This is a genomic window from Rhizobium tropici CIAT 899, assembly GCF_000330885.1.
GTDB classification, from domain to species: domain Bacteria; phylum Pseudomonadota; class Alphaproteobacteria; order Rhizobiales; family Rhizobiaceae; genus Rhizobium; species Rhizobium tropici.
The window spans coordinates 1,386,948-1,411,585 of record NC_020059.1 but is presented as its reverse complement, the minus strand read 5'-3'; the positions used below and the strand labels follow the sequence as shown (position 1 = coordinate 1,411,585).

Below are 24,638 nucleotides of genomic sequence, written 5' to 3'. Positions count from 1 at the left end.
AAGCACGAGGGCTGCTATGATTATCAGCAGCTCCTTCAACATGAATCGTTCCATCTTGCTGTCATCCATGACGTTTGTTCCCGGCAAACCGTTATTGAAATTCACTCCCAACGTCGAATCGTCGCGCCGGGTTCTTTATCAGTCCACATGTAAGTGGTCGTATTGTCAATTTCAGCCCGAAGACCCCTCGCGGCGGCATTCCTCTTTCATCCCATTACATCTTCACTACGGCACATGAAACTTTATCGGTCGCGGCCTTGGCGGCGGGTCGATGTAGGCTTCGGGCAAATTCACCGTTCGCGATAACAGTCTCTCGGCAATCTGCACGGCGGCGGCGCGAGCGCCCTCGCGCGAGCAAAAGTTGCCGCGTACCTGAACAGCCGCGGCCAGCAGGCGAAAAAATGCATCGCGCAGTTCCGGCGACGGCTGCGTCGGCTCCAGCCAGAATCGATCCAGGTTCCCCTGGTCACTCAGTCCATCGATATCGTAGATCGCGGCTCCCAGCGCTTTGACCGGCTTTCCCGCCTGCAGCGCCGAAAGTGCCGCAGTCGAGTTGACCGTTACCATGCCCTGGCTGGCGGCAATCAGCCGATCAAGACTGCCACCGTCGACTAGATGGACACGAGACGACAATCCGTAAGAGGCGCCGATGTGCTCGACATAGGCCCGCCAGTCCACGAGCCCGTTGTCGAGCGGATGAAACTTTAGGACGAGATGCATATCCGGCGCTGCATGCTCCGCAAAAGAACGGAGAATCAGCCGAATCGCATCCTGTTGCTGATGGAAAGGCGAATGCGCGCGGAGCTGAAAATCAGTCTGAAGCTGAAGGGGATAGACGAAGAATCGTTTGCCACCTGCAATCAGTTCCTCGATAACACCCTGCGCTTCCCGTGTCCTTCTGCCGCTTGCCGGCAGTTTCTTTAGCCATCCGGCATATTCCATCAAGGGATGATAGAGCCCGTGCCGGCGATAGCCGGGATAGAGAAACCACAGAAAGACGGTCGGCAGATAATAGGCGAGATCGCAAAGCGCTTCCGCCAGGAAAGTCTGGTTGTAACGACGTGTCCAATCCGGCTCCGGCAGATTGGACGCTGCCTTCAGAATGTGAGCCGGATTGGTGGGAAAGTGTGAATTGGAGGAGAGGCCATCTCGCTCGAGGGTCACCCAGTCCGGCCGCAGATAACCCATTTCAACGACATTGACGGCAACGCCGGCGCGGCGCGCCTCCTCGATGGCGACCCGGTGATAGGGCCGCTCCTCCCCATGCAGGATCAGATCCGTGACATTCTCGGCTTCGATTCGAAGCCTGACATAGGCTCGCCATCCGGCAAAGTCGCCGCGATAGTTGAAAGCCTTGTGGCGGCGCCACGAAATCCAGTCCCCGGCATTCAGGTTGATGCGGATGCAGCGGCCGCCGGCCTTCTCCAATATCCTGGCAGTCTCGACGAACAAAGGCGAGGATGGGCCCTGCAGGAGGAGGAAGACGCGCGGTCGCGCGGCCCCTTCCCCGCTGGGCATCATTCCGCAACCTCGGTGGCAAGGCCGGCATAGCGCAGCAATGTGCCGATCAGATTCCAGGGCGCCTCTTCCTGCGGCGGCTGCGGCTTTTGAGAATGGGCGCGCGCGCGGCCAAGCGGAACGATGACATAATCGGTGCGCGGATCCGGGAACGGGTCGGCGAAGGCCTTCAGCAGGGGTGCGTGATCGCCATAGAAAAGCAGCCAAACCGGGCGATCCAGCCTGTCGAGATGATGGGCAAGATTGCCGAGCGCATGATCGGCGCGCATCAGGAGTTCGCCGTAGATATCCACCGGATTGACGAGGTCGCCGCAGCGGCCCGGCTCCCAGGGGCCGTGATTCGCCATGGACGCGACAAAGAGGAAGTTCTTGCTCGTGCCGTCATCATCGATCGTCCGGATCACGCTTTTCGTCAGCGAGAGGTCGCTGACGTAAGGGCCGTCGCGCTCGGGATTGTGATCGAACTCGTCCAGCATCATCATCCGGTCGAAGCCAAGCTGCGGCAACGCCTTGTGACGCAGGAAAAACGTCTTGTCGTAGGGATGGATGAACTGCGTCTTCCAGCCGGCCTTTTTCAGCCGCGCCGGCCAGACGACATCCTTGTAATGGCTGGCACGCAAATAAGGGTAGCTGGCGTCGATATGCACATTTTCGGGCAGTAGCCCGCTCAAGACAGCAAATTCGGTTCGTAGAGTATAGCCACCCTCGAAGACGCTGGTCATGCGGCCCCATTGCGCAGCCTGCTCCCTCAGACGGTCGAGATTGGGAAGCTTGATATTCTCGACGCCGAAATGTCTGAGATCGATGAAGGATTCGGATTGCCAGACGACGATGAGCGGTTCGTCTTCGCCATGTTCCCAAAGCTCCTGCAGCGCCGACATGAAGCGCTCGGACAATTCCGAGACAATTGCCTCGCGCCGGACACCGACCCAGATGACGAAATGAAAAACGACGGAGGCAAAGGTGCCGAATCGCACCGTATCGCTCTTGACGTCAACCTTGCCGAGAAACTTCTGCGTGAAACGGCAGACCGGTTCGCTGACAACGCGACTGAACAAAGCGACCCATGGCGCAAAGGCTGCAGCCAGCATCAGCAGGATCCAAAGCGCACCATGGCTGTCCGGCAGAACCGCAGGCTCCAGATACATGTAAAGACCGCTGAGGCCGAAGACGTAGGCAAAAGCGATGATCCAGAAGACGATGTTCAGCGATGTCGCGTAGAAGATCTCCTTATATTTGAAGACATCCACGACGAGCGCGATGTCAGAAAATACCAGAGGCTCGCGGATGAACTCGAATTTCGCCCTCGATATGCCGGTGAAGATGACGAAGAAGCTGATGACGGCCTGAGTGCTGTAGATCGGGCGCCAGGAAATGGCGAAGAAAGCCGCATAGATCAGGATGATGACCGGAATTCTTGCCGCCCAGTCGCAGGCTACTCGCCGCCAGCTTCTTTTCGTACGGTTCTCGGCATTGATGGCCGCCGGCATCGCCAACGGATCGGTCAGAAAGACGATGACGCAGGAAAACGCGAAGCAGGCAAGCGTCAAAAGAACTGGAAAATCGTGAAGCTTCAAGACTGCGCCATCCAAATGCCCGCTGCCTCGGCAGCATTTCCATATCAGCGAGGAACGGGCCGCCAATACCCCTGACCTACCTTCTCTTGCACGTGTTTCGCTGGCGGTGCAACTCCTGCGCCCGTTTTGTATTACTTATCGCGATCAAAGCTCTGCTTGCCGGCATCGGCAAGACCGCTATGCGCCTCGTCACCAAATATTTTTCGCGCCTTGCGTGAAAACCACCATAACAGCAATGGTTTTATCAACGGCCCGAAATAAGCCAGCGCCGTCAGCGAAAACCCGAAGTGAATCTTCTGCCTGCCGCGATCCATCCCACGGACGATTCTTGCTGCGACCTCCTCCGCACTCCACGGCTTGACGGCCCCCATCAAAATCTCCGCTTCGCGCGGCCTTAACGCGATTTCCCGAGCATATTGCGGCGTCATCGTATCGGGCGGGAAGCAGATCGAAATCTGCACGCCCCAAGCGTCGGCTTCCGCGCTCAAAGCCTCGGCAAAGCCCGCCAGCGCCGATTTGGATGCGCAATAAGCGCTATAGCCAAAGATACCGATCAAGGCGGCACCCGAAGAAATCATCATGATCCGGCCACTGCGCTGGCTTTTCATGCCTTTATAAACAGCACGAACCGCGTTGGCCGTCCCAAGGAGATTGATGGAGATCTGCTCATCGAAAACCGACGCGGGCATTGCATCGAAGGCGCGAGGCTCCACGATGCCGGCAGAAGCGACAAGGATATCGCAAGGGCCGAAAGACGCCTCGCAAAGCCTTACGGCCTCGGTAGTCTGTTCGGCAGAGGCCACATCAACGGAAGCCGTCCGGATAAAGGCACTGTCGACACCGGGAAGCATCGCGATTTCGGCGCGCGCCTCTTCGAGGCGCGCCTTATCGCGAGCAAGAAGCGAAACCCGGGCCCCTCGGGCCGCATAAAGCTTGGCTATCGCCAGACCAATTCCGCTTGAACCTCCCGTGACGATAACGTGCATGAGACGATCGCCCCGAAACTTAAGAGCCGCCTGGAATTTGAGCCATGGGCAGCAGTTGCATCATCTTCTCCATATCCAGCGAAGCAAGACCGAAATTGCGGTCCTTCAAGCTCTTGAGTTTTTCCGCTGTCAGCCTGACCGCGCGCCGGATCTGCTCCTCGGTGTGATTGCAGGTGATGAAGAAGCGGAGCCGCGCCATGCCCTCAGGCACCGCCGGATGGATGATGGGCAGCACGTTGATGCCTTCGGCGAGCAAGTCGTTGGAAAGCTGCGCGGCCCGAAGCGAATCGCCGACGATCACGGGCACGACCGAGTGCCCCACGCTGAGGCCGGTATCGAGGCCGGCGGCCTTTGCCTCGTCGAGAAACAGATGGCCGTTGCGCCTAAGCCGCTCGGTTCGCTCCGGTTCGGACTTGAGAATATCGAGGCCAGCGATGGCGGCGGCGGCGAGAACGGGCGAAAGGCCGACGCTATAGACGAAACCGCCTGCTTCCGCCTTCAGAATATCGGCAAGCGCACGCGTGCCGGCAATATAGCCGCCGCAACTCGAGGTCGTCTTCGAGAGCGTGCCCATCCAGATATCGACATCACGCGGATCAAGACCGAAGTGCTCGAATGTGCCGCGGCCCGTCCTGCCGAGAATGCCAAGCGCATGCGCCTCGTCGACCATCAGCCAGAAACCATAGCGTGCCTTGAGCTCCAGCAGCGCCGGCAGGTCGGCGATATCGCCATCCATCGAATAGATGCCTTCGACGATGACGAGGACACGCCGGAAATCCGACGACAGCGTCTTCAGGATATTCTCGAGGCTATCGACATCATTATGCTGGAACAGCCGGCGGGCGGCACCGGAAAGCTTGATGCCGGCAAGCGCGCTGTTGTGAATGAATTCATCGTGGATCACGAGATCCTGCGGCCCCATCAGGCAGCCGATGGCAGCGACATTGGTCAAGTAGCCGCTGACGAAGCAGACGGCGGCATCGACGCCATAGACCTCGGCAAGCCTGCGCTCGAGCTCCACATGATCAGGTCGCTCGCCCGCGACGAGACGACTGGCCGACGCCGAGATTCCGAAGCGGTCGATCGCCTCCTTGGCGCGCTTGGCGACATGCGGATCCGTATTGGTCGCCAGATAATCATAGGAGGCAAAATTGACGAACTCACGCCCGCCGATGCGCGTCGTCGCGCCGGCGGCGGCGTCATGCGACCGATAGAATGGATTGGCGACGCCGAGCAGCTCACCTGCCATGCGCTGCGTTGCGACACGCTTATATTCAGGCAGATCCTCGAAACGGGTCGCCTGACGCGGTTGTGACTGTGGCTGCCGGTTCAGCCTTTCGGTCCGATTGCGGCCGGAGGATTCGCCGACACGGCGCATCTGCTCAAGCAGCTTGCTTTTCTTCTGCTCCGCCGGTTCGCCATCATAGGTCACTGCACGGCCCTTTTTTCGTGTTCTGCGGCATGGCTGCGCGCCAGGCGCTCGACCACCTCGTCTCCGGCCATGTCACTAGCAGCATTATCGCCGTTGCGATTCATGACCCGATCACGCAAACGGCCGACGACATCGCCCACCGTCGTCCCCTCGCCTACGCCGCTCAGAGGAATATCGAAGCCGGTTTTCTGCTGGAAGCTCATGCCGAGCTCCATAGCCATCAGGCTATCGAGGCCGATATCCTTCAAAACCTTGTCGGGCGTCACCGTGTCTTCGGTCACGCGCAGGATGGCTGCAATCTCTGCCGCGACAAGCGCATGCAGAGCGGCCTGAGCCTCCTCTTCCGATTTGCCTCTGATCAGTTCCCTGAGATCGATGCTGTCTCCCTCGTTGAGGGCCTGATGGCTGCCTGCATGGCGCATCAACGGCTCGAACAGAGAACGTCCGGCAATCGGCAGCAAACGAGCTGCATTCCAATCGATCTCGGCGATCATGACCGCCGCCGCATCGACATCCCCTCTGTCCGCGAGCAGATAACGCTCGACCTGTTCCAGCGCGTCGCGTGCCTTCAACGCCGCCTTTCCGATACGCTTGGAGAGGAGATCATTGACCTCGATGTTGCGGGCAAGGAAGCCCTTGTCGGCGATCGCGCCGAAGCCGACAGCGAGCGCGGGCCTATCTGCGGCCCGACGTGAGCGCGCCAGGCCCTCCAGATAGCCATTTGCCATCACATAGTTGGCCTGACCGGGATTGCCGAGCATGGTCGTTGCCGAAGAGAATAGGAGGAAGAGTTCCAGCCTGTCATCTCGTGTCAGACGATCCAGATTTTCTGCGCCACGAATCTTGACCTCGAGAACGGGGCGGTTGCGTTCCGGCGTCAAGTTGGCAAGGAGCGCATCGTCCAGGACCATAGCGGCGTGAATGACACCCTTCAACGCCCCTTCGGTGCGGAGCGAGGCGAGCAGCGTCTCGACCGCGGCGGCATCGGTGATATCGCAGGCATGCAGCGTCGTAACGGCACCCCGCTTTGCCCAATCTGCTATCGCCTGCTTCGTTTCAGCATCGGCAATGCCGCGGCGTGAGCATAGCGCTATGCGACGCGCGCCCTTCGAAACGAGCCAATCGGCGGCAGACAACCCGAAGCCGCCAATGCCGCCCGCGACCAGGAAAACACCCTTGCCATCGACACGCAGGGATTTCGCGGGTGCGCGCAAGACGCTGTCAACACCCGCAACGGGCGGCCGCACCACGATTTTGCCGATATGGCCGGCATTCTGCATCAGACGGAAGGCATTGCCGATCTCGTCATAAGCGAAGGCGCGATATGGCAGCGGTGTCAGCTTTTCCTCGGCGAAAAGCTGACCGATCTCCCTGAAGATACGCCGAGTGAGATCGGGTACGTTGACCAGAAGCTGATCCGCATCGATACCGAAATAGCTGACATTGCGCCGGAACGGGCGCAGGCCGATCTTACGGTCGGAATAATAGTCGCGCTTGCCGAGCTCCAGGAAGCGGCCAAATGGCTTGACCAGCTCGATGCTCCGCTCCATCGCTTCGGAAAAGAGCGAATTGAGGACAAGATCGACACCCTCGCCATCCGTAAGTCGCCGCACGCCGGAAACGAAATCCAGAGAGCGGGAATCAAGCACATGATCAGCGCCGAGCATTTCGAGGAAGCCACGCTTCTCGACCGTGCCGGCGGTGGCGATCACCCTGGCACCCCTATGCTTGGCAATCTGGAGCGCCGCCAGACCGACGCCGCCGGCAGCTCCATGAATCAGGATGGTTTCACCCGGCTGAATGCGCCCAAGCTCGATCATTGCATAATAGGCGGTCAGAAAAGCGACAGGCACGGTTGCAGCCGCAACGGTGTCCATCCGTTCGGGGAGCTTCGTCACTCCATCGCGGTGAACACGGACATGGGTCGAGAACGCAGCAGGCCCGATCCCCATCACCTTGTCACCCGGCTTGAGATCGTCGACGGCATCGCCAACGGCAAGAATTCGCCCAGCGAATTCCATACCAATGGTGGCACCGGCAAAGCCGTCTTCCAGCGCCTCCTCTGGCAAGAGCCCCATAGCCCACATGACGTCGCGGAAATTGAGGCCGGTCGCTTCGACGGAGACGACAATCTCCCTCTCGTCAGGCACAGTAAGGCCTACTTCCTCCCAGACGACGCTATCCAGACGACCGCCTACATGTTGCCGGATCATCGCCGCGGCAAAATCCCGGCGGCTTGCTTCGACGGCATCAAAGGGACCTGCGGCAACTCTGATCTCCCGGACCTTTCCGGTCGCGCGATCCATGAACCATTCGCGGTTGTCCGTGTCCGCCGTCATGAGGGTATCAACTGCGGAAAACACTCGCCCGTCATCCGCATCGGCATCCAGCAGATGGACGTCAAAGGCATCATATTCGTTTTGAAGAACGCGGCCCAAAGCCCACAAACCGGCATTCACGTCGTCGACGGGGCGAGCCGACAGCGGAGAGCCGCCCGGCGCCAAGATCACCAGTCGAATCCGTGCTCCATCGCCGTGCTGCGACAGCAGGTTCGCCAGTTCGGTGAAGATCGAGAGACGCGATAGTGAGAATTCCGCCGCATCGCCGCGCTTCATGCCGGCAAGATACACGATCCGGCTGGTTTTCCGGTTGACCGGATCGAGAGCGCCGGCAATATCTGTCGACAACGCACTGAGATCGATGACCTTTGCATTCTCACCCAGCTTGCCAAGACCCTTCTTGCCCTGCTCCGACAAGATCAGGATTGGCTCGGCGGTCTCTACGATGGCAGCTGCTTCCGGTTGCCGTTCGGATACAGCCGATACCGCTATCAACGCTCCCTCGGGGAATACCTGCTCACGGATCAGCGGCTTGGCGAAGCCCAAGCTCCCCAGGAGCTCTGCGATCTGCTGCGGTGTGCCGAGCCGCCCAACGGGGAATTCCGGCGACGGGCTATCGGCAAACCAGCCTTCGGAAAGGCCGAAGACGAAATCATTGAAAGCGCTCGGCGCACGATCGACCAGCAACAACCGCGCATCGCCGGCGGCAATCGTCCGGACAGCTCGCTTGATATCGTCATTGTGAAGCATCAGGTGCTGGCTCTGATCGCCGGAGGCGACCACGAGGTCCGCGACATAGCGATCCGTCAGTTTGGCCGGATCGGTGACGACGACATGCGCATCGCGTTCGAATGCGATCTCCAGTGCTCGGCGCACCTGTTCACGCGGTTCGGCAATCACGAGACATGCGCCCGCTGCTGCGGTGATCGTCGCCAGTTTTCGGCTGAAAGCGGCCGAAACCGAGCCGACTTCCAAAACGTATGCGATCACGCCGGCATCGGCCTCGATGGCGGATGTCAATGCTTCCGCGAGCATCGAAAGCCGCCGTTCGCTCAAGGGCGAATGAACAAGCACATGCTCCAGAGTTGCCCCACCCGGAATGTTTGCCCCTTGGGCAGCAGGCTCGCGTTCCAACACGTGCGGCCGTATCGTCGCCAGATGTTCGAGCGTCTCGCGATAGGCATCGCCAACGAGAACACTTTCGGCCACGCGCCCAGCGTCCTCACGATAGATTTCCTGCAACAGCTCGGCCACAGGCGGCAGTGTCGGCTCCAGGGGAACGTGCCACTTGCCGTCTCCAGTCTCAGCGATGCCGGCATCCTCCAGAATGTAGAGGCAATTGACCAGGAAAGACCGGAATTCGGCATCGCCGGGAAGGCCGGAAAATGCGACGGCGCCGTTGCGGTCCGCAACCTTTAGCGCGATATCGTAGCAGGCGCGATAGACTGCGGCTTCGAGAAGAAGGCTTGCATTGTTGAGCGCATGGCTCTCGCCGGAACTGCCGTACGACGGAATCTGCCGTCCGTTAGCGCCCGATTTGTGTACGCCAGCGAAAAGAGCCGAAGGTACGCTCTCATAATGAAATGCAACGGAATCGAGCGTTGCCCTGCGGCGCAGCTGCGTGCGGCGGAAACGACAATCGTCAAGAACGGCAACCGCGCTGCCCTTCGCATCGAACAAGGTGAAACGCGCCTTGATCGAATTCGCGCTGAAACGCTCGATCTCGATGAAGGCTTTGACGATCGATCTTTCCTTGCCGAAAGCTCTCACGGTGCCAAAGTGAACGGGAATATAGGGAGCGCCGGTTTCATCGCCGGAAAATTGATCGAACAATGCGACGAGACCGTGAAAGGCCGCGTCGACAGACATGGGGTTGAGATTATAGCTGGCGAAGGGATGAGACGGCGAGGCCGCCGGCTTCAGGTCCACTTCGATCGCATGATGACCAGACGCCACGGCTTTCGACAGAAGTTGGAAATGCGGGCCGTAATGCAATCCGAAACGTTCCGCGGTTTCGTAGGCCACCTCGGACGTCAACATGGATTTACGGTCCCCGCTCGATCGCGCGGCGGCCCTGCTATCTATCTCCGCCGCCAGCGGCTTGCGGCAACGTCCGACCGCATGCACTGTCCATTCGTCATGGCTGAGGCGCTCGCGCGACCGGATCTCGAGATCTCCCGTCTCGGGTGACAGAATGGTGGACAATTCGACCATCCGGTCCTGAGACAATTCGAGCGGCCGGAAGATTTCGAGATTGGCGATTTCGACTTCATCAGTCCCGTAATAACGCTGCGCAGCCGTTACTGCGATTTCGATAAAGCCGCTGCCGGGCAGGATTGCCTTGCCATCCACCACATGTTCGGCGAGGTCTGGAAAGAGGCGGGCGTCGAGGTGGTTCTTCCAATTCGCACCATTGAGATCGGCGCGCCAGCCAAGCAGCGTATACGGGCTTTTGCGGTCGCGACCGAAAATATCGATCTCGTCCGTCGTCGCATGAGCACGAAGCTCCACCGGCTCGAAAGGCAGGGGCGGCAGCTTGACGAAGGCGTTGCGCGTGGCGCTACTGCGCGTGCGTAGCGCAGGCGCACCGTTGGCAACCGCCCGTGCAAATGACTGTGAGACCGGATCATGGCCATCAACGGGGGCCTCGCGCAACAAAGTCGATATTGCGATTGCCTGAACCGATGCCTGTTTTGCGATCTCCGCGACATAGTTCGACAGGATCGGGCGCGGTGAAATTTCTATAAAGAGATTGCAGCCCATTGCCAGGGCGACCTGACAGCCAGCTTTGAAAAGCACGGGATCGCGAACATTGCGCCACCAATATTGCGTATCCAGCAGGCGCCCATCGCGCAGTTCGCCTGTTACCGTCGAGATGAAGGTCCCAGTGCCGCTATCCGGCGCGAGATCGGGCAGGTCTGCGAAAAACGCCTCCCTGGCACGGTCGATGATGGGATGGTGGAATGGATAGTTGATATCGAGAACATGCGCGACGATCTGAGATTTACGCGCGGCGTCCCTGTAGGCCTCTATCTCATCGGCAGGACCGGAGATCGTTACCGAATTCGGCGCGTTGACGGCCGCGATACATATATTGTCCAGGCCCCTGGCTTTCGCAAAAGCCAGCGCTGCATCCTCGCCAAGCACAACGGCGGCCATCTTGCCCTCACCGGCAAGAAGATCCTGATGCAGCGAACGCTTGGCGACGATTGCAACCGCCTCGGCAGCCGTCAGCACCTTGGCTGCGTACGCGGCTGCGATTTCGCCGACCGAGTGGCCGAAGACCGCGTCCGGCTTGACGCCCATCGACCAGAGACAATCCGAAAGGGAGGCCTGGATCGCGAACAGCAGCGGCTGTGCGATCTTGGTATCGGCCAGGCGGGCAGCAAGATCAGAGGCGACCAGAACATCGGTCAGCTTCTCGCCAAGATAATATTCAAAGAGAGCGCTGAAAGACTGAAAGCATTGCCGGAAATGGCGGTTTTCCTGATAGGCGCCGATGCCCATTCCCGCCCACTGCGCGCCGTTGCCGGAAAAGACGAAGGCGATCTTGGTGGCCTGGGCCGGAGCTTCGCCAGCCTCGCCAGCGGAGTTTCTCCCTGCAAGATGCGCATCGATCGCGGCAAGCACGGCTGCACTGTCTTTTGCGCGGGCTGCGAAACGATGACGCATGGGTTCGCGATTGGCAGCGGCGGAAGCAACGATCTGACGCGCTTCCTTGGGCTCGGCAGTTTCAAGACGGGTTCTGTAGTCTTCGAGCAGTGTCGAAAGAGCCGAGGCCGTGTGAGCGCTGACGGCGAAAACGACCCCCTCGCCTCGGATTGACGGTTCGGGCGGTGCGATCGGATCGGGGTCACTGATGACGACGTGAGCGTTCGTTCCGCCGAAGCCGAAGGAATTGATCCCGGCAAAGCGGGCCTGCTTGGCCGGAAGAAGCTCGATCGTTGATGTATTGACCCGAACGTTCAGGCCCTCGAAATCGATGGACTCATTCGGGTGGTCGAAATGCAATGAGGCCGGTAAGAAATTATTTTCAAGCGCAATCACAGCCTTCAACAGCCCGAAAAGACCGGATGCCGGTTCGGTATGGCCGATATTCGTCTTGATCGAGCCGATCGGTACCGGTGCCCGCCGATTGCGCCCTATGACCTCGCCGATCGCCCAGATTTCGGCGGGGTCGCCGACCTTCGTTCCCGTTCCATGCCCTTCGATGAAGGCGATACGATTGACGTCGATATTGCGTCCTTCATAGATCGACTGAAGCAAGGCGGCCTGCGCCTCACGCGACGGCATGGAGATGCCGTTGGTGCGTCCCGAAGAATTGACGCCTACGGCATGTATCCTGGCATAGCTGCGGTCCTTCTCGCGCAGCGCAACGTCCGTCCGGCGCAATACGATCGCCGCACCACCTTCTGCGCGAACGTAACCGCGACCGTTGTCGTCATAGGCGCGGCAGAGCCCCTCCGGCGATAGCATGCGCGCCTGCGCGAAGCCCACGAAGGACATGGGGTTGAGCAGAATATTGATGCCGCCGACGATCGCGGTATCGATCTCTCCGTTTTCGAGGGCTTTCACCGCCTGGTCGAGCGCTACCAGCGACGACGAACAGGCAGTGTCGATCGTCATGCTTGGCCCGCGCAAGCCGAATATATGCGAGATGCGGTTGGAAACGATGGAAAGCGTGTTTCCAGTCATAAAATACGGGCTACCCGAGGCGGGATCCTCGAGCGTCAGATTGCCATATTCAAGGGAAGATGCCCCGACATAGACGCCCACGCGCTGGCCTTCGAACCCATCGATCGGCAGGTTTGCATCTTCCAAAGCTCGCCAGACAACGTTGAGAAGAATGCGCTGCTGCGGATCCATCTGCATCGCTTCACGCTGGGAAAGGCCGAAAACCGCAGGATCAAAGGCGTAGACATTCTCGAAGACGCCGGCTGCAAAACTGTAAGTTTTTCCCTGGATGCCCACAGCCGGATGCCAAAAGCGCGCAAGATCCCAGCGCTCCTCAGGTATACGGCTTACGGTGCAACGCCCCTCCTTTAGTACGAGCTGCAGTTCATCGATAGAACCCGCCCCAGGGGCAATGCTTGCGCGTCCGATAATCTCAACTGTCATGATCTCTCAGCAATATTCGAAGAAATGCACCAAACTGACCAATATTAACTACTCACGCTAGTATTGCCCGCGTTTTTCAACGACAACAATTTGCGCGCGCAGCATCTATGCGGCAGCGCACCAACCGATGCAATATGCGATCAGTCAAGCTTTCAATTCAAGCCAGAAATCGCAATTCTTGCTTGCGGTGGTTGCAGTTCTTTCACCAAATCAGTTCGCGATGAATTTCCGTTATCGACAAGGCACGATCCGTCACAATCATACAGATGTCGGCATCGATCAGCGAATAGGCTAAGTCAAGCCGCTGTCGTTCCGTTTTTCCCGACTATTGCCCCAGATTTGCCGCCGTTGCCGCTCCCTGGGATGCAATACCAAGCGGGGTACCGATAAGATTCAAGAACTTCCTGATGTCGACGGAAGGATGACGCGATACATAGATGACGTCGCGGCTTTTTACCGGGAAAGTCTGACCTACGATCAGGCTGTCGGGATTGGACATGTCGAAGCGATAGACGATCGGATAGCGTCCCTTGGCATCCGGAACCATTCCCTTACGCAGCAAACCCTCGAAGCGAGCAGGACCGAGCAGGGCTTTGGCGATTTCAGGCTCCTCGTAGCGGAACAGGAAGAAGCCTTTCGCATTGCTCGAATCGTCGATCGCGCCGTGACCCAGCGCAACAGCCTCGAGCAGGTTCAGATCGTTTGCTCCAAACTCTAGGCGGCCGTCTCCGCGAACAGATCCAAGCAGAGTGAAGGTCCTCGGATCGCGGACAAGGAAGATCTGATCGCCCGGCTGGACATAGATATCTTCCGACGGATGCTCAATGATGGACTTCAGCAAAACCGTTCCCGTTCGGCTGCCGCGAACCAGCGTTACATAGGTTTCATAAGGTTGCGTTGAAGGCCCACCGGCCTTGGCGATGACTTCGGTAATCTTTTCCTTGGTCAGATCGAGCGGAACCATGGAAGGACGGCCAACGGCCCCCGAAACCGTGACGGTACGCGACGGCGTGCCCATGCTCGTTACGATAACATCCGGCTCGACGGCCTTGGTCGCCAGCGCCGCCAGGATTGCCTTGCGAGCCTGATCAAGCGTCTTGCCCGCAAATCGAACCGAGCCGGCATAAGGAATTGCAGCCGTGCCATCCGGCTGCACGACGACATCAAGCGATACCTGCTTTGATTGCGCCGTCGAAAACAGGCCATCGGCGCCGGCTTCGAAAATCGTGATCTTCAGTGCATCGCCGACACCGATAACGACGGCGCCAACACCACCACCCATACCAAAACGGCGATTGAGTGTGGATGAAACATAATCGGAAACCAGACGCGCACTGCGGCTGTCGATGTCAACGATATCGAAGACCGCAGCATTTCTGCGACCCAGCTCGACGCTGGATTGCCCGGCGTCCTTTACAATGGCGCCAGCCAAAGGGCCTTCACTGGAGACGGAATTGCACCCCGCAAGAACCACGCAACAAATCACGGCGCCAATACGAAACAATTGAAAACCTCAAACAATTAGCTGCCGTGATTACCTGATGGCATACATCGACATGGAATGCATCAAATCTATCGACGCCTTGAAAAGCATAACGGGCACGCGTCAACAAGCCCAAATAGCGGAAATGCAACCAAAAAAATCAGATGCGCTCATATGAACACACATGGCCCTCAAGAATCGCCAACCCGTTCAGATTTATAGAGGTCAAGGAGACTTGAAGCAATTTTGGCGAGTATTTTTGAAGATTTAAAATTAAAATTTTCTGAAAAGCAAACAGGACCCGTTAAGCAACGGCATTAGCAGAGGGGTCCCCCATCGATAACATTAAAGTTTCGCTGAATCGCATTTATGCCGCTTTCCATAGGACGGGTCTTGCCTTTAAAAGAACTGAGTTCAGACCCGCAACTCACGCAGAAGACGACAAACCACAACAATCGGAGCTTGCTAAATTTTCTGCCATCAGCGAGACATTCCGACAATCTTCGATTGTCTATCGGCGCTTGCAAATTGCCGCAAAAATATACTTCAGGGCGAGAAACGGCTTGGGAGCTGTGGTACGACAGCGGAACGATCCCGTAACTCTCCAGCTCGGCTGGATGCCGATGAAAATAAAGGGTGCGTATTAATGCTTGGTTTTTCAAAGCGTTCACAAAAGAAAGCCTCGAAAAGTCCCCTCGAAATATTTGATCAGTACGAGCAGGGCAAACCGGCTCATCAAAATGCTATCAGCGCCCTCCAGGGATGGAATTGTGCATTTCCGCCGGAGTTCGGTCTCAATGCCGGCACCCTGCCCCTCTACGCGGATGACCGCATCGATTGGGCATTGCAGACTTTCGGATCGATCGAAGGCAGGCGAGTTCTCGAGATTGGCCCGCTTGAGGGAATGCATACCCACATGCTGAACTGCCACCGGCCGGCGCGGATCGACGCCATCGAGGCAAACCGCCTCTGCTTTCTAAGATGTCTGGTTACCAAGCAGATCCTCAACATCGATGCCGCTTCTTTCATGCTCGGCGACATCCAGGCGTGGCTTACGGAAGGCGAAGAGATCTACGACTTCGCACTCGCATCGGGGGTTCTTTACCATATGGCCGACCCAGGCGAATTTCTTCGCTTGCTGGCAAAGCGGGTCAACGCGGTTTTCATATGGACTCATTTCGTTTTGGAGGACGCCATGCCGGAGGGCGACGTGCGGTGGCTGCCCTTCAGCGGCAAGATTGAGACGAAGCTGATAGATGGCATCGAGGTGCGCTATTATGAGCGCAGCTATCACCACGCCAATGCCAACGCGTCTTTCTGCGGCGGCATGAAGGATCGGCACTTCTGGATGCATAGGGACGACATATTGAAGCTGCTGCACGCGTTCGGCTTTGATGATGTTATCATCCGGGATGAATATCTCAGTCATCCTGGGGGGCCGAGCTTCTCGCTGCTGGCCCGGAAGACGTCCAGCGGCGCCTGACGACGCCCGAATGCCAAGGCCTGACATTTGCGATATCGACAGGCATTTTGATAGATGTGAAGCCATGCAGAAGAGAATGACGCCGCTCCATCGCCAATTTCGGTCGTGTCCCCAACGGATAGAAGGGACGGAGAAAATCCGTGCTTTTTAACCTCGAATACGATCATGGCAATGTTATTGAGGGTTATCTGATCCCTGATGGCTTTTCCGAAAAACCGCAAATCAGAGTCTCGGACGCCGACGGCGATCTGATGATCCTGCCGTGTGACCAAGTCAAACAGGCGGTCATCGATTCCGGACGGCACGAAGATGGCCATGTCGGGTTCAAGCTCGATACGACGACCATTCCCGATCTCGCTGAGCGCACGTCGCTGATGATCCATGACGCCAAGTCGGGGCTGCTGATCTACCGCCGGCCGCAGGTATCGAGCACGATTCCGTTAAAGATTGTAAGGCTTGAGACGCAGCTGCTGCCAATGGTCAAATTCGACTACTATTGTGGCCGCAACTTTCAATACGAGCTTTCCTCCGTCGAGCGCTTCGGTCACGAAACGACCCTCCAGGCCTTTCATCTGAACGCCATCCAGTCGATCTATCTTAGCGGCCGGCTGTTGATGCGCAATTATGAAGAATTCCTCGACAAGGGATTCAAGGCCATCGTTCTACTGACCGATCCCTACTACGAACTTGCCCTGCGGATATTCCTTCTGAAGCGAATGGCGAAAACTCAGATTTCCTTCTTCGGCGATCGCGACAAGATCATCCTGGCGCCTGCTGCGGAGCATTTTGCCGAGGTAAGCCTTGAAAACGAAGCCTCTCTCAAGGCAGCTCTGAAGAAGGCTTCTCAGAGCGTCAGAAACGTTCTGGTATCCCCCGTCACCCGGCAATTGGCCACGACCATACCGGAACAGACAGTGACGCGCAGCGATGTCGCCACTGCGATTGACCTTCTCTCACGTTTTGCCGTTGTCGGTTTCGATACGGACAGCCTTTATTTTCAGCAGGCGGTCAGCGAGCTCATCGGGATTTCGGTTGGTGATTTTCCGTTGCCACCGAGACACAGCACCCTCGAGGACGTTGCGGCACGGTTGCGTTCATTGCATATTGCGGAGCTCATGCTCGAAGAAGATTTGATTTTCGATCACTATGTGCGTCAGGCGATGAAACCGACCGCGCCTCAATTGCCAGAAACGATTGCAAGCTGACATGCCGAAGCCAATCATTGAAGACGCGATAGTTCAGGACTCTCCGCGGGTAAGAACGAGCCGGCAAATCCTGCCTTCGCTGTTTCGGCGCAAGCTGCCGGCCCAGCGTGCGCGCACAGATCTCGAGGAGATCGAATATATACCGGTGCATGATGGCAACGAGCCCGAAACGCAGTCGGGGGGCAAGCCGCCCCTGAGGCTTATCGGCTTTATTCTGCTCGTCATCCTGCCTTTCCTGGCAAGCTCGGTCTATTATGCCTTCATTGCTTCGGATCAATATGTAGCGGAAGCGCGTTTCGCCGTGCGGGCCGTGTCGGGAACAGGCGATACCAGCGATGCCAGTGATCCCGGCGGAGCCACCAGCGCTCTCAATATGCGCTCGGCGTCACAAGATGCCTATGTCGTCACCAGCTTCATTCACTCCACCGAAATCCTCAATCGAATCGGAAAGAAGATCGACTATCGCTCCATGTTTATCCGGCAGAATGCGGATTTCCTGTCGCGATTTGGTTCATCCCGATCCGACGAAGAGTTTCTGAAATACTGGAACGATCACGTCACCGCCTATATCGATGTGACTTCGGGCATCATAACGCTGAAGGTCAGAACCTTCTCCCCGGACGATTCCGTCAAGCTTGCGGATGCCATTATCGAAGAGAGCGAAAAGCTCATCAACGAGCTTTCGGAAAGGGCGCGCAACGACATCGTGCAGAGCATGAAGGCCGATGTCCAGAAGAGCGGCAAAGCCTATGGCGATACGTTGATCGCCCTCAATCAGTTTCAAAACGCATCCGGCCTTCTCAGCCCGCAGACACAGGCCAAGAACAGCGGCACGATTCTAACGGGTCTGCTGGCCCAGAAGCTTGAATTCGAAACGCGCCTCTTCGTCATGCGGCAATCCAACGCCCAGAATTCTCCGACTTATCAGCAGCTCAATCTCGCCAAAGAGAGCCTCGATGCGCAGATCGAGAAGATGAAATCGGCGCTGACAGGCCCCGAGAATGCAAGCCTTGCAAAATCCTTGCTGGAGTATTCTAGGCTGGAAACCGATCGCATGATCGCGGAAAAACTCTATGAAAGCTCGCAGAAGAATTATGACGCCGTGCTTGCCGAAGCTCTGCGAAAGACACTATACCTTGCCGTCTTCGTCAAACCCGTACTGCCGGATGAGTCGATATTTCCGCGTCGCGTCAGTACGCCATTGATCATATTGCTTGCACTTATTGTCACCTGGGCGACGCTTTCCCTTATCTGGGCATCCGTAGAGGATCACCGGATATGACGGGAGAAGCAGAATGATCAGCTTCAAGAACGTCTCGAAATTCTTCAAGACGCAAAGCGGCAAGAAGGTCATTCTCGATCGGGTGAGCTGCGAGTTCGAGTCCGGCTATTCCTATGGCTTGCTCGGCGTGAACGGCGCCGGGAAATCGACGACGATGCGCATGATCGCCGGCACCATGCTGCCGAACTCCGGCAGGATCAGCAAGGATGTCCGGGTGTCTTGGCCTCTGGGCTTGAGCAGCGGCTTCAATCCTCTCATGACGGGGCGAGCCAATGTTCATTTCGTCGCGCGCGCCTATGGCGAGGACGTGAGGCGTGTCTCCCGCTTTGTCGAAGAATTCGCCGAACTTGGCGATTATATCGACGCGCCCGTGCGCACCTATTCCTCGGGCATGGGCGCACGATTGGCATTCGGTCTCTCGATGGCGATCGAGTTCGAGTGCTATCTGGTGGACGAGGTTCTTGCTGTTGGCGATGCACGCTTCCAGGAGCGCTGCCGCGTCGCATTCGAGAACAGGCGCAAGAATTCCGACATCATCATGATCTCGCACAGCATGAGCATGATCAATACGCATTGCGACAGAGGTATGGTACTTGTCGACGGCAGACTTATCGCCTTCGATAAGGTAGAGCAGGCTATAGAATCCTATTATAGATTGAACCGCTAGAAGACCAGGGATCGACGGCAAGGCCCAAATATGGCTCATGATACCGAAAACGCGTCAAAAGCGCTTCAGCTCAGCGCGACGGAGCATAGCCGCAATGTGGCCGCGAATCTGTCGGTGGCAGCGCGGAAATTGCGTTTCTCGACATCGAGGCGAAGCCAGCTGTTCAAGGCCGTTGGCCTGCGGCCTCGCCCAATGCAGCAAGTCATCAGCAAGGCCATCCTGGCATCGACCATTCTGCTGCTTGTCATCCCCAATATTGCTTCGGTCTATTACTTCACCGGCGTCGCATCCGATCAGTATCAATCCGAGACGCGTTTTACGGTCCGCACATCTACGCCGGCACTCGGGGGTAATCAGATTACCAAGGTGACCGGTCTGCCGCCGGCACAGATCGTGCAAAATACCCTGATCGTCACCAATTTCATCAAGAGCAAGGACATGGTTGCCGCTCTTGAGGAAAAGGTCGATTTTCAAAAGATCTATGGGAACGACTCGATCGACCGGATCGCGCGCCTGAAAAAAGATGCAAGTTCGGAAAAGCTGCTCGATTATTGGGAAGACATGGTCTCGGTCAAGATCGATGCGAATAGCGGCATCGTGACGGTCAAGGCGCGCGCTTTCACGGCAGCCGACGCCCAGAAGGTGCTACATCAGGTTGTGGCGGCGTCCGAAGTCGTGGTCAACGATGTCAACACCCGCATCTGGCGGGACGTTATAGCGACCGCTCAGGCGAACCTGGACAATGCAAAGGATCAGCTGCAGAAAGCGCGGGACAAGCTTTTGATTGCGCGCAACCAGACCGGCGTCCTCAGCGTCGAGGGATCGTCGACCGTTATCACGAACCTGATCTCGTCCGTTCAGAAGGAAAGAATAGATCTTCAGCAGAAATATGATGCGCTTCTTGGAACGGTCTCCGCCGATGCACCGCAGATGCGCGTGCTCAAACGCGAGATCGACAGTAGGCAGAAGCAGATCGATCAGCTGAACAGCCAAGTCGCTGGGCAGAACAAATCAGAACAGAATCTCGCGGATGTTTCCGTGGATATGTCACAGCGCGAATTGGAGCAGAGCCTTGCCGAGCAGCAATTCGCCACGAGCATGAAGACGCTCGAACAGGTCAAGTTCGTGAGCAAGCAGCAGCTGCTCTACCTCGATACGTTCCTGGCACCCAGCCTGCCCGACGAGGCGGAGTATCCGCAGCGGGCGCTCTGGATTGGCGGAATTTTGGGCGTGACGATCCTTGCCTGGGGTGCTGTTTTCGGCATTCTCGCCAATCTTCGCAATCGTCTGGCCTAGTGTCGCGCGGAAACCCATGCAAGTTTTACGCGACATCCTCTACCAACTGCTTCCAAGACCGCGGCCCTTCGGGGCACCGCCGCAGCATGGCGAGCGCGTGGCAAGGCGCCTGCTCATCTTATCGCGCAACCCCAATCCGAGCTTCAGCTACTATCTCGACGAGCGCGCCAAAACACTCGACCACATTGAAGTCATCATGAAAGGCCTCGATGATCCATTGGATGCTATCGATAGTGATGGGCTCTTCGTCATCATCTGCCGCTACATCAAGCGGCCGCAATTGCGCTGGTTGGAGGAAAGGCGGGACACCCTCGCCGGGGTGGCCTATTTCGTCGACGACGACATTCCGGCTGTTGTTACCGGGAACGAAGCAGGGTGGCTCTATAAGTTCAGGCTGATCAAACTGGCGGTCCGCCCGCTGCCAAGGATCAACAGGCTGCTCACTCACGTGTGGACCTCCACCGATGCCCTGGCAAATGCACTCGCGATGAAAAGCCACAGGATCGATATTCTGCGTCCCCTTCCGGCGGATGCGCCTGAAATCGCAATCAATAGCCGCAATGAAAGCGTCCGGCCGCTGAAGATGGTCTATCATGCCACCGGCGTGCATCGCCGGGAACACGAGTTCCTGATGCCGATCATCAAGGCTGCGATGCAAAAACACGGCAACCTTCATTTTGAGGTTTTTGCCGCCGGCTCCCTCGCCCGGCGCTGGAGCCAACAGGGGATCGACCCGGCGAAAATGACCATCATCCCGCCATTGCCCTGGCCAGCCTATCTCGCCAAGACAATGCATCACCAAGCCGACATCGCTTTGGCGCCTCTCCTGTCGGGAAAGACCAATGCAAGCCGCTCCGACACCAAACGGATCGATATCAGCCGCCTGCAGGCGGCAGCGATCTTTTCCCGGTGCCCCACCTTCGAACGATGTGCCGTCCCTGGCGAGCTTCACATTGGCAACACCGCCGAAGAGTGGATGGCTGCCATCGATCTGCTCGTTGGCGACCACGCCCGCCGGCTTTCTGCCCGCGACGCTACGCGTTGCTCGATCGAGAAAATGCGGCAGCACGCGAGCCCGACATTTCCCGGCATTCGTTTTGAGCCTCTCAGCGGTGCCGACTAGAGCTTGAATTTCCTTCCAGCATGTGGATGAAACCAATATTTCGATGACACTCAAAATCATACCAAACGCCGATCTTGAACGGGAAATATCCGCTGAAGCCCATCTCGGCCTATGGAAATCCCTGGGGGATGATCCGGCTTTCGAGATCAGGTTCTCGCCCTTGCGAAAGAAGCTGGTCGTCATCCATGTGGCCGCGACCAGCGAGCCCATAGATCCGAAACTCTATATCAATCGCGGTTATGGTTTCCGCGAGAAGGATACGGTTTCCCTCCCGGAAGGAAACCGCTTCGTCATCACCGCGGATATCGGCTCGGTTGGCTCGATCTGCGCCCTGCGTGCCGATCCAGCCAGTTTTCCGACATCGTTCAAGTTTGCCGCCAGGGCTTTTGCATCCGAAAAATCAGCCGAAAGATATATTGCAACCCTTCTTCGAAGCGAGGAACAAACCAAACGTATCGATCTCGGCAGACTGCCCCAGTATTGGCTGAAATTGCCCAGACTGCGCTTGCGGCAACGCGCTCCTAGTCTGACGATACAATATGCCGAGGCGAGCTACAGGCTTGCCGCAGAACTGGAGACAACATCGGTGCCGGCGACGGCGGGAACCTGGCTGAGCGTCGTTGTTCCAGTCTATAATGCTCCGCCGCGCTATCTGGATGATCTCGTCAGATCCTTCGAAGCACAGGGGGAAATGGGAGCCGAGCTCATCCTGAGCGATGATGGCTCGACATCTCCGGAAACGCGGCAGTGGTATCAGAGCCAGCAATCAAAGGACAATGTCCGCCTCGTGCTGAAGGAGCGCAACGGCGGCATCGCGGCTGCAACCAATGCCGGCCTGTCCCAAGCAAAGGGGCAATGGATCGCCTTTCTGGATCATGACGATGTGATCGCGCCGCATGCCTTCAAGCTCATCCGGCACACGCTGGAGCAAAATCCGGATGCCAATTTTCTCTATACGGACGAACTTGTGGTCGACGACACCCTGAGGCCGACCGGCGTCATGTTGAAGCCGGCCTATGATTCCGTACTGCTGACGGGCGTCAACTACATCAATCACTTCTCCATCTATCGCCACAGCCGCCTTCGGGAAATCGGTTATCTCCGTACCGGCTACGACGGCTCGCAGGATTACGATCTGCTGCTGCGCTACGTGGAGGGCGTTCCCGAGGAAAGCATTCTCCACCTGCCCTATCCCGCTTACTGGTGGCGCCGCAACGGCAAGACCTATTCACGCCAATTCATGGATGCCGCAACCGCCAACGCCAGAAAGGCCCTGGCCGAACGGTTCGCACGACAGCGGCAGACAGTCTCTGTTGACGGCGCTCTCACCAAGACCTTGCACCGCGTTATCTTCGATGCGCCCCGCGAATGGCCGAAAATCTCTGTTATCATTCCGAGCAAGGACAATTTCGATCTGATCTCGCGCATTCTCGGCGATCTCTTCGAAAAGACAGATTACCCCAATCTTGAAGTCCTGGTCGTCGACAACGGCTCCGCTGACCAGGCCGTTCTCGATCTCTACGAGCACTATCGCAAAAGCCAGCCTCGCTTTTCGGCCGTCATCAATCGGGAACCCTTCAATTTCTCACGCTCGGTCAATCGCGGCCTGAACGCTGCCACGGGCGAGCACTGCCTCATCCTCAACAATGACGTCGAAGTCATCGAACCAGGCTGGCTGAAGGAGATGGTTTCCTGTCTTGCCTATGACGGAGCGGGCATCGTCGGCGCCAAACTGCTCTTCTCGAACGACAATATGCAGCATGCCGGTGTGGTAGTAGGGTTCGGCGGGCTTGCCGGTCACTGGTACTTGAACAAGCCGAAGGAGTTCGGTGGGCCGATGAACCGGCTGCATGTGCGCAACACGATGACCTGCGTAACTGGCGCCGTGATGCTGATCTCGGGTGACTGCCTTCGCAACATCGGCCTCTTCGACGAAGAGAATTTCGCGGTCGCCTATAATGACGTGGATTATTGTCTGCGGGCGCACAAGGCAGGCTATCGCATCATTTGGACACCCTTCGCCTGCCTTTATCACCATGAATCGCTGTCGCGCGGCTCGGACAAATCCGGCGAACGAAAGAAGCGCTTCGAGCAGGAGAAGCAGAACCTGCGCCGGCTGCACGCGACACGGGGCTTCATCGATCGCGCGCTCAATCCGGCCTACAGCCGCGATAAATCGGACCCCAAGATCGTGGTGCCGACGCGCCTGCATATCCCGTCGATGTCTTAGGCTGTGGTGACGATTTAAGGATTTGGGGTTCCCAGTGAGGAGCAAATCAGATTCAAGACTGATTTTTGGAGGTCGGTCATGGATATCGATAGGCTCAGTGCGGAACAGTGGTCTCGGATCGAGCCGTTTGTGCCGGGAGGACGCAAGGGGCGTCGTGGTCCGCGCTCCAATAACAGGCGGTTCGTCGAGGCGCTGGTCTGGATGGCCCGCTCTGGTGGACGTTGGCGTGATTTACCCGAAGGTTATGGCAACTACCAGACCGTCAAGCGGCGCTATTACCGCTGGATCGAGATGGGTGTCCTCGAAAGTTTGTTCGAGGCGTTAGCGCGAGAAGCGGACCTTGACTGGGTCTCGATCGATTCCACCTCCATCCGTGCCCAGCCTCAAGCCGCTGGCGCCCGGCGAAAAAGGGGGGAGCGGACGCCCAGGGCCTTGGCCGCTCACGCGGCGGGCTAGGCACCAAGATCCACGCCGTCGTGGATGCTTTGGGGCTACCGGTGCGCTTCGTACTTGCACCGGGACACCGTGGCGATGTGATTTATGGCAAGGAATTGCTCCATGGCCTCAATCCCAGCCACGTCATCGCCGACCGAGCCTATGATGCCGAACACTTCCACGACACCATTCTGGACGCCGGCGCTGTTCCGGTCATTCCACCACGACCCGGGCGACGACGCCCGCATGCCTGCAATTGGGGCCTCTACAAGGAACGCAACCTCGTGGAGCGCTTCTTTGCAAAGCTCAAGCAATTCCGTCGCGTGGCTACCCGATACGACAAACTCCTCGTCAACTTCAGAGGGTTCGTCATCATCGCTGCAATTGCAATCTGGCTCAAATAGTTAAATCGTCACCATAGCCTAGAGCATTTCCGCTTTTCTTCGAATCGCGAAAATGCTCTA

The 24,638-nt window shown here is 57.6% G+C and carries 14 protein-coding genes; 8 read left to right on the top strand and 6 right to left on the bottom strand.

All coding sequences use genetic code 11. The features are described 5' to 3' along the window. Positions 1-225 precede the first annotated feature (225 nt). The 6 genes from RTCIAT899_RS06810 to RTCIAT899_RS06785 all read right to left on the bottom strand — a co-directional run bounded on the left by RTCIAT899_RS06810 (position 226) and on the right by RTCIAT899_RS06785 (position 14,474). Positions 226-1,521 (bottom strand): capsule biosynthesis protein, encoded by a 1,296-nt coding sequence (locus RTCIAT899_RS06810; protein WP_015339502.1) that lies wholly within the window; start codon positions 1,519-1,521, stop codon positions 226-228. Further along, positions 1,518-3,095, bottom strand: coding sequence for an LTA synthase family protein (locus RTCIAT899_RS06805; RefSeq protein WP_015339501.1), 1,578 nt, complete (start codon positions 3,093-3,095; stop codon positions 1,518-1,520). Before RTCIAT899_RS06805 ends, RTCIAT899_RS06810 begins: the two co-directional genes overlap by 4 nt. Before the next feature lie 131 nt (positions 3,096-3,226). Further along, positions 3,227-4,081 carry an SDR family oxidoreductase gene (locus RTCIAT899_RS06800; RefSeq protein WP_015339500.1) on the bottom strand — a complete coding sequence of 285 codons (855 nt, stop codon included), beginning with the start codon at positions 4,079-4,081 and terminating at the stop codon, positions 3,227-3,229. Positions 4,082-4,100: 19 nt separating this feature from the next. Further along, positions 4,101-5,459 carry an aminotransferase class I/II-fold pyridoxal phosphate-dependent enzyme gene (locus RTCIAT899_RS06795; protein WP_081598398.1) on the bottom strand — a complete coding sequence of 453 codons (1,359 nt, stop codon included), beginning with the start codon at positions 5,457-5,459 and terminating at the stop codon, positions 4,101-4,103. Between the two features lie 50 nt (positions 5,460-5,509). Further along, complete coding sequence (locus RTCIAT899_RS06790; protein WP_015339498.1) at positions 5,510-12,970, bottom strand: type I polyketide synthase; 7,461 nt, start codon at positions 12,968-12,970, stop codon at positions 5,510-5,512. A 325-nt stretch (positions 12,971-13,295) separates the two neighbouring features. Further along, a complete protein-coding gene (locus RTCIAT899_RS06785) occupies positions 13,296-14,474 on the bottom strand; it encodes a polysaccharide biosynthesis/export family protein (RefSeq protein WP_015339497.1) in 1,179 nt (392 codons plus the stop codon). Between the two features lie 1,006 nt (positions 14,475-15,480). Between RTCIAT899_RS06785 and RTCIAT899_RS34010 the strand changes: the two genes are divergently transcribed. The 8 genes from RTCIAT899_RS34010 to RTCIAT899_RS06740 all read left to right on the top strand — a co-directional run bounded on the left by RTCIAT899_RS34010 (position 15,481) and on the right by RTCIAT899_RS06740 (position 24,578). Continuing rightward, entirely contained in the window at positions 15,481-15,936 is a 456-nt protein-coding gene (locus RTCIAT899_RS34010) for a class I SAM-dependent methyltransferase (RefSeq protein WP_244441444.1), read from the top strand. A gap of 140 nt (positions 15,937-16,076) precedes the next feature. Continuing rightward, positions 16,077-17,141 carry a hypothetical protein gene (locus RTCIAT899_RS06775; RefSeq protein WP_015339495.1) on the top strand — a complete coding sequence of 355 codons (1,065 nt, stop codon included), beginning with the start codon at positions 16,077-16,079 and terminating at the stop codon, positions 17,139-17,141. Between the two features lies 1 nt (position 17,142). Next, positions 17,143-18,423 (top strand): KpsE/RkpR family capsule polysaccharide export protein, encoded by a 1,281-nt coding sequence (locus RTCIAT899_RS06770; RefSeq protein WP_015339494.1) that lies wholly within the window; start codon positions 17,143-17,145, stop codon positions 18,421-18,423. Positions 18,424-18,436: 13 nt separating this feature from the next. Further along, a complete protein-coding gene (locus RTCIAT899_RS06765; protein WP_015339493.1) occupies positions 18,437-19,090 on the top strand; it encodes an ABC transporter ATP-binding protein in 654 nt (217 codons plus the stop codon). Between the two features lie 192 nt (positions 19,091-19,282). Next, entirely contained in the window at positions 19,283-20,386 is a 1,104-nt protein-coding gene (locus RTCIAT899_RS06760; RefSeq protein ID WP_244441443.1) for a KpsE/RkpR family capsule polysaccharide export protein, read from the top strand. Between the two features lie 16 nt (positions 20,387-20,402). Further along, positions 20,403-21,509, top strand: a complete 1,107-nt coding sequence (locus RTCIAT899_RS06755) for a hypothetical protein (protein WP_015339491.1) — start codon at positions 20,403-20,405, stop codon at positions 21,507-21,509. A gap of 43 nt (positions 21,510-21,552) precedes the next feature. Then, positions 21,553-23,739 (top strand): glycosyltransferase family 2 protein, encoded by a 2,187-nt coding sequence (locus RTCIAT899_RS06750; RefSeq protein ID WP_015339490.1) that lies wholly within the window; start codon positions 21,553-21,555, stop codon positions 23,737-23,739. Between the two features lie 78 nt (positions 23,740-23,817). Then, positions 23,818-24,578, top strand: a protein-coding gene (locus RTCIAT899_RS06740; protein ID WP_085999169.1) for an IS5 family transposase whose coding sequence is annotated in 2 segments (ribosomal slippage) — positions 23,818-24,145 and positions 24,145-24,578 — 762 coding nt in all. Because the reading frame shifts where the segments join, the coding sequence is not laid out codon by codon here. Positions 24,579-24,638 lie beyond the last annotated feature (60 nt).